General features: G+C 62.3%; 7 protein-coding genes. 5 read left to right on the plus strand and 2 right to left on the minus strand.

Translation table 11 applies throughout. The features are described 5' to 3' along the window. Positions 1-209: 209 nt before the first annotated feature. Both VMR03_RS06405 and VMR03_RS06410 read left to right on the plus strand, forming a co-directional pair. Complete coding sequence (locus VMR03_RS06405; protein WP_325403396.1) at positions 210-1,802, plus strand: DHA2 family efflux MFS transporter permease subunit; 1,593 nt, start codon at positions 210-212, stop codon at positions 1,800-1,802. A 234-nt stretch (positions 1,803-2,036) separates the two neighbouring features. Beyond that, positions 2,037-2,747: a GGDEF domain-containing protein gene (locus tag VMR03_RS06410; RefSeq protein WP_325403398.1), complete on the plus strand. Its 711-nt coding sequence runs from the start codon at positions 2,037-2,039 to the stop codon at positions 2,745-2,747. Here VMR03_RS06410 and VMR03_RS06415 read toward each other — a convergent pair whose 3' ends face one another. Further along, positions 2,748-3,791 (minus strand): agmatine deiminase family protein, encoded by a 1,044-nt coding sequence (locus tag VMR03_RS06415; RefSeq protein WP_325403400.1) that lies wholly within the window; start codon positions 3,789-3,791, stop codon positions 2,748-2,750. 72 nt (positions 3,792-3,863) lie between these two features. Here VMR03_RS06415 and VMR03_RS06420 point away from each other — a divergent pair, with 72 nt between their 5' ends. From VMR03_RS06420 to VMR03_RS06430, 3 genes are read left to right on the plus strand one after another with little or no spacing between them, the layout of a single operon-like run. Beyond that, a complete protein-coding gene (locus tag VMR03_RS06420; protein WP_325403402.1) occupies positions 3,864-4,331 on the plus strand; it encodes a RidA family protein in 468 nt (155 codons plus the stop codon). 28 nt (positions 4,332-4,359) lie between these two features. Beyond that, positions 4,360-5,568, plus strand: a complete 1,209-nt coding sequence (locus tag VMR03_RS06425; protein ID WP_325403404.1) for a GNAT family N-acetyltransferase — start codon at positions 4,360-4,362, stop codon at positions 5,566-5,568. A 2-nt stretch (positions 5,569-5,570) separates the two neighbouring features. After that, positions 5,571-5,993, plus strand: coding sequence for an HIT family protein (locus VMR03_RS06430; protein ID WP_325403406.1), 423 nt, complete (start codon positions 5,571-5,573; stop codon positions 5,991-5,993). A 159-nt stretch (positions 5,994-6,152) separates the two neighbouring features. On the opposite strand, the gene VMR03_RS06435 is transcribed toward VMR03_RS06430, so the two are convergent. Further along, positions 6,153-6,521 (minus strand): VOC family protein, encoded by a 369-nt coding sequence (locus VMR03_RS06435; protein ID WP_325403408.1) that lies wholly within the window; start codon positions 6,519-6,521, stop codon positions 6,153-6,155. Positions 6,522-6,579: the final 58 nt, after the last annotated feature.

The following is a 6,579-nucleotide window of genomic DNA, read 5'->3' on the forward strand; positions in this document are numbered from 1 at the left end:
CGCATAGAAACCGCCATGCGTCAGGCCGGCGGCCTTCATGACCTCCGCGACGGCAAGGCGGTCCGGCCCTTTTTCGCGCAGCGCGCGGGCGGCCAGTTTCAGCACCTTGCGATGAGTTTCTTCCTTATGTGAATCCGCGTAGCGCATCTTGCCGGTCCTCCTGACCACCATTATATGATGATCATCATATAATAAATCAAGGGGCCGCCATGAGCACCGCCGAAACCACGATGGAAGATGCGGCCGCTCCCCGGCTTACCCAGCTCACCGAAGGGCGCAAGCTCCTCATCTTCGGGATCATGGCCTTCGGCCAGTTCATGGCGCTGCTCGATACGCAGATCGTGGCGGCCTCTCTCAACTCCATTCAGGCGGGACTTTCGGCCGGGCCGGACGAGATCGCCTGGGTCCAGACGGCCTATCTGATGGCCGAGATCGTGATGATCCCGCTCGCCGCCTTTCTCTCCCAGGCCATCTCCACGCGCTGGCTCTTCACGGCGTCGGCCGTGCTCTTCACGATCTCGAGCCTCTTGTGCGGCTTTGCCTGGAACATCGAATCGATGACGATCTTCCGCGCCATTCAGGGCTTCGTCGGCGGAGCGATGGTGCCGACCGTCTTTGCCACCGGCTTCGCGCTCTTCACCGGCAAGAAGCGAGCGATGATCCCGGCCATCCTCGGCATGGTCTCGACGCTGGCGCCGACGCTCGGGCCGACGCTGGGCGGCTGGATCACGGAGGCGTCAAGCTGGCACTGGCTATTCTTCATCAACATCGTCCCCGGCGCCGCCATCGCGATCCTGCTGCCGATCCTCGGCAAGGTCGACAAAGCCAATCCCGACATGCTGAAACGCATCGACTGGCTGCATGTGCTGTCGCTGGCGGTCTTTCTCGGCGCGCTTCAATATGTGCTGGAGGAAGGCCCGCGCTATCAATGGTTCGAGGACGATACGATCAAGACGGTCACTTGGGTGTCCGTCGTCGGCGCCGTCGTCTTCTTCGAGCGCTCGTTTTTCTCGACCATGCCGGTCCTGAAGCTGACGCCCTTCCGCAAGCCAACTTTCGCGCTTGCCTGCCTGCTCAACCTCGTCATCGGCTTCGGCCTGTATTCCGCGACCTATCTCACGCCGATCTTTCTCGGCCGGGTGCGCGATTTTTCCAGCCTCGAAATCGGCACGACGGTCTTCGTCTCGGGCATCTTCATGATGTTCAGCGCACCGCTTGCCGCCAAGGCGACGACCGTCCTCGATCAACGCATCGTCATCAGCATCGGCTTCTCGCTCTTCGCGCTGTCGCTCTGGCTCTTTTCCGGCATCACGTCGGATTGGGGCTTCTGGCAGCTCTTCACACCGCAGGCCATTCGCGGCTTTGCGCTGCTGCTCTGCATCGTCCCTTCCGTCGGCATGGCCCTCAACGGACTCGGGCCAGACGAGCTGCGCTACGGCTCGGGCCTCTTCAACCTGATGCGCAATCTCGGCGGTGCCATCGGCATCGCGACGGTCACGACATGGCTTCAGGATTTCGGCCGCATCAACGCCGCGCGGCTCGGCGAAGACGTTTCCGCTCATGGCCTCAATGCACTCGGCGGCGCGGCGGCGCGGATATCCGCCTACACACCGGACCCCGCGCGCGCGCAATCGATCCTCGAAGGCAAGGTCGCGCAACTCGTCGGCCAGCAGGCGCTGACGCTCGCCTTTCAGGATGTCTTTTTCCTGATGTCGATCATGTTCGTCGCGGCGCTCGTCATCGTGCCCTTCTGCAAGACCGTCATCCTGTCGGACAAGGCCGAACCGGTGTCGGGGCATTGAAGTTCGCCCGCTCCTCCGGAATTCATGGTCGTCATCATCGTCCGCGTCATGCTGACGTGTTCCACCTGATCCAAAGCCGTCTCACCCGGCAGGCACGGTCCGGTCGGCAGAATTTGCCGAGCCCCTTTATGCAAACGCATGTTTCAAGTCGTTGATTTTATGCAGCCTTCCCGATGGCAAGGCGCTTGCAATTCAACCTTGGCCACACAGCTTTCGGGGCAAGGAGGTCTGGGCATGGGCATGAGACGCGCAAAAACCGCAAGAACGGCGCCGACGGATACGGTGCTGACGATGGAAGACAGCATGACCGCCCGTTTCAGGCGCGCGATCAGCGATCCCGTCATCAGCCGAAGCCCGGCTCATCTTCGCAATCAGGCTCTGAACTTTGCGGCAGAGACCGAGAGCCGCATTGTCGAACTCACTTCACGCATCGCGCATCTCGAAGCGCTGGCCGTCACCGACGATCTGACCGGTCTTCTCAACCGGCGCGGCTTCGAGAACGTGCTTCAGCGCAACCTGCTCAGTGCCGCGCGCTATGACGAAGCGGGCCTTCTCGCCTATCTCGATCTCGACGGATTCAAGTCGATCAACGACGAGCACGGCCACCTCGCTGGCGACGAGCTGCTACGCATTGTCGGCTACTTTCTCAAGCAGAATATCCGCGCGACCGACTACGCCGCGCGGGTCGGCGGCGATGAATTCGCGGTACTCTTCGTGCGTGCGCAGAATGCCCCGGCGCGTGAACGAGCCCGCAGCCTCGTACGCGGCATCGACAAACTGTCCTTTCGGCACAATGGCAAGACCGTCGTCGTGCGGGCGAGCCTCGGCCTCGCCTATTACGACGCGAATTCCGAACAGGCCGAACTGCTCGCCCGCGCCGACGCCGCCATGTATGCCGACAAGAAGAAGGGCAGCCGGGCCGCGCGCATGATCATCAACGGCTGATTACTTGGCCGCCGCGCCCTTAGGCTGCTGTTGCGTGATGCAGTGGATGACGCCGCCACCCGCCGCGATGTGCAGCGCGGGCACTTGCACCACTTCACGATCCGGAAAGGCTTCGGCGACGATGCGGGCCGCCACCTCGTCATGCGGATCGTCGAAACCCGGCATCACAATGCCGCCATTGGCGATATAGAAATTCACGTAGGACGTGGTGAGCCTGCGGCCGTCGCCACGCCGGAACTGGTTTTTGGGCTGCGGCACCTCGATCACCTCGAGCTTCTTGCCGCGCGCGTCGCGCGCCGCCTCGAGGCGCAGCCTGTTTTCCCGCATGTGCATGAAATTCGGATCGTTCCTGTCTTCCGGCATGTGCAGCAGCACGCGGCCCGAGCCGGCAAAGCAGGCGATCATGTCGACATGGCCGCCGGTCTCGTCGTCCTCGAGACCCTGGTCGAGCCAGACGATCCGACGAATGCCGAGATAGAGCGCGAGACGCTCCTCGATCTGCTGGCGCGTCAGCTCGGGATTGCGATTTTCGTTGAAGAGACATTCTTCCGTGGTCAGAAGCGTGCCGTACCCGTCGACGCAGATGGAGCCGCCTTCGAGGATCATCGGCCCGTCGTAACGGCGCATGCCCAAACGCTCCAGCACCGCGCCGCCGACGCGGGCATCGTTCTCGTAGTTCTGGAAGGCATTGCCCCAAGCGTTGAAGCGCCAATGCACGCCGGCCGCCGCGCCCTTTCCGTCAATGACGAAAACGGGGCCAGAGTCGCGCGCCCAGGAATCGTCGATCTCGATCGGCACCACCTCGATGCCGCGTCCGCAGGCGAGCTTCACCTCCGCCTCATCGCGCGGACGGCAGATCATCGACACAGGCTCGAAACGAGAAATCGTTCGCGCTATCTCCGCATATGCGAAACAGGATTGCGGCAACCGGTCTCCCCAGACGTCGCCGCGAGACGGCCATTGCATCCAGCAACGTTCATGGGGCTCCCATTCCGCCGGCATGAAGAATCCGTCGTCGGCGGGGGTCTTCTGGGTGGACTTCATTTTTCTTTCCCGATCGGCATCCAGAGATTAGGTATAACGCTCCCTTGAGACGAAGCAAACGGAGGCAGGACAATGGCAGGCAGGATCGAAGCGCGACTTTCGGAACTCGGGATCACACTGCCGAAAGCGGCCGCGCCCGTTGCCAACTATGTTCCGTTCGTCGTCGCCGGCAATCTCGTTTTCATTTCGGGCCAAGGCCCGATGGGTCCGAACGGCATTGAATACAAGGGCAAGCTAGGCCGCGATCTCGAACCTGGCGAAGGCATGAAAGCCGCGCGCCTTACCGCTCTCAACGTCGTCGCGCAGCTCAAGGAAGCCGTGGGCGGCGACCTCGATCGCGTGAAGCGCTGCGTGAAGCTCGTCGGCTTCGTCAACTCGACGCCGGACTTCGTGCAACAGCCCGCCGTCATCAACGGCGCATCGGACCTGATGGTCGAAATATTCGGCGATGCCGGCCGCCATGCCCGCTCCGCCGTCTCGGCGCCGAGCCTGCCCATCGACATCGCCGTCGAGATCGAGGCGATTTTCGAGATTGAGTGAAGCGAGGCTGACGCACTAGAGTCAGTCCATGGGTGACGCCGAACAAGCCATTATCAAGGTCGCGCAAGGTCTGGGCGCCGTCGATCCGGCGGCGTGGGACGCTTGCGCCAATCCCGATGGCGAGCCTTACAATCCCTTCGTCTCCCATGCATTTCTGAGTGCGCTGGAAGACAGCGGCTCGGCCACGCGGCGCACGGGATGGATGCCCTATCATCTGCTGCTCGAAGACGGATGCGGCGGGCTCGCGGGCGCGATGCCGATGTATCTGAAGGGGCATAGCCGCGGCGAATACGTCTTCGATCGCGGCTGGGCCGAGGCTTACGAGCGCGCGGGCGGCGACTATTACCCGAAGCTTCAGGTCTCCGTTCCCTTCACGCCCGCGACCGGTCCACGCCTGCTGACGCGGCCGGGGCCCGGACGCGAAGAGGCGGAGGATCGCCTGCTCGCCGGCGCCGTCGAGGTCGCGCGGCGCAGCGGCGTGTCGTCGATCCACTGGACGTTTCTGCCGGAACGGCAATGGACGCGGCTCGGCGCGCAAGGATGCCTGCAGCGCACCGACCAGCAGTTTCACTGGCACAATCGCGGCTATGGAAGCTTCGACGATTTCCTGGCCGATCTCTCCTCGCGCAAGCGCAAGATGATCCGCAAGGAGCGCGAACGCGCGCTCGAGAACGGCGTCGAAATCGAATGGGTGACGGGCGCCAGCCTCACCGAGGATCACTGGGATGCCTTCTTCGCCTTCTATATGGACACCGGCAGCCGCAAATGGGGCAGCCCTTACCTCACGCGCGAGTTCTTCAGCCTCATCAATGAGCGGTTGCCCGGCGACACGCTTCTCGTGATGGCAAAGCGTAACGGGCGCTATATCGGCGGAGCGCTCAACTTCATCGGCAGCGACGCGCTTTACGGCCGCAACTGGGGCGCCATCGAGCATCACCCCTTCCTGCATTTCGAATGCTGCTACTACCAGGCCATCGACTTTGCGATCAGCCGCGGACTTGCCCGCGTCGAGGCCGGCGCGCAGGGCGAGCACAAGCTGGCGCGCGGCTATCTGCCCTCCAAGACCTACAGCGCCCACTGGATCGCCAATGCTTCCTTCCGCGAAGCTGTCGCCGACTATCTGGAGCGCGAGCGGATTTATGTCGACCGCGAGGTCGAGGCGCTTGGCGAATACTCCCCCTTCAGGCACGATCTCGCCGCCGATCCAGCGGGCGACATGCAAGAGGACGATTTCTGAGAATGGCCTACGATCCGAACAATATCTTCGCGAAGATCCTTCGCGGCGAGGCGCCCTGCTTCAAGGTCTATGAAGACGAGATGACACTCTCCTTCATGGATGTGATGCCGCAGGCCGAAGGACACACGCTGGTCATTCCGAAATTTCCGGCCGAAAATCTTTTCGATCTGGACCCGGACTTCGTCGCCGCGCAAGCGAAGACGACGAAGATCGTCGCCGCAGCCGTGAAGCGCGCCTTCGACGCGCCCGGCATCATGATCGCGCAGCTGAACGGTCCGGCCGCCGGGCAGACTGTCTTCCACTTCCACACGCATATCATTCCGCGCTCGGCCGGCATCGACCTCGCGCTGCACGCACGCAAACTGGCGGATTTTGATCTGCTAAAGAAACACGCGGAACGGATCAAGGCGGAACTTGCTGATTAATGCAGTCGACGCCTGCATCCCCATCACGTCATGGCCGGGCTTGACCCGGCCATCCACGTCTTCACTTTCTGTATAGAAGAAGAAAGATGTGGATACGCGGCCTCTTTTAATTGAAGGAGGGCCCGCGCATGACCTGTGAAGTTGGGAACGGTTCGGCCCTTACCCCATATGGAAGGCGACGAGCTTGTTGCCGTCGAGATCGCGGAAATAGCCGGCGTAGAAATTGCCGCCGCGCAGTCCGACCGCACCCTCGTCCGTACCGCCAAGCTCCAGCGCCTTGGCGTGGATCTTGTCGACGTTCTCGCGCGAGCCGACGGCGAGCGCCACCATGTTGCCGTTGCCGACGGTTGCCGGCTCGCCGTTATAAGGCTTGATGACGCCGAGCATCGGGCCCTTGCCGTTCGCCCAGAGAATAAGGCGGTCGCCATCTTCCATGGCGCGCTTGGCGCCGAGGATGCCGAGCAGTTCGTCGTAAAAAGCGCCCGATTTCTGGCGGTCGTTGCTGCCGAGTGTCGCATAGCCGATCATGATATTTCCTCGTCCCTGTTTTTCTTTTACTCAATCGTCACGGCGCGAAGCTTGATCG

Source organism: Parvibaculum sp., from assembly GCF_035511255.1.
Taxonomy (GTDB): domain Bacteria; phylum Pseudomonadota; class Alphaproteobacteria; order Parvibaculales; family Parvibaculaceae; genus Parvibaculum.

What these genes read in the sequence shown, in the direction of transcription:
- VMR03_RS06405 (WP_325403396.1), top strand. Translation starts at nt 210, where the DNA reads ATGAGCACCGCCGAAACCACGATGGAAGATGCGGCCGCTCCCCGGCTT.
- VMR03_RS06410 (WP_325403398.1), top strand. Translation starts at nt 2,037, where the DNA reads ATGGGCATGAGACGCGCAAAAACCGCAAGAACGGCGCCGACGGATACG.
- VMR03_RS06415 (WP_325403400.1), bottom strand. Translation starts at nt 3,791, where the DNA reads ATGAAGTCCACCCAGAAGACCCCCGCCGACGACGGATTCTTCATGCCG.
- VMR03_RS06420 (WP_325403402.1), top strand. Translation starts at nt 3,864, where the DNA reads ATGGCAGGCAGGATCGAAGCGCGACTTTCGGAACTCGGGATCACACTG.
- VMR03_RS06425 (WP_325403404.1), top strand. Translation starts at nt 4,360, where the DNA reads ATGGGTGACGCCGAACAAGCCATTATCAAGGTCGCGCAAGGTCTGGGC.
- VMR03_RS06430 (WP_325403406.1), top strand. Translation starts at nt 5,571, where the DNA reads ATGGCCTACGATCCGAACAATATCTTCGCGAAGATCCTTCGCGGCGAG.
- VMR03_RS06435 (WP_325403408.1), bottom strand. Translation starts at nt 6,521, where the DNA reads ATGATCGGCTATGCGACACTCGGCAGCAACGACCGCCAGAAATCGGGC.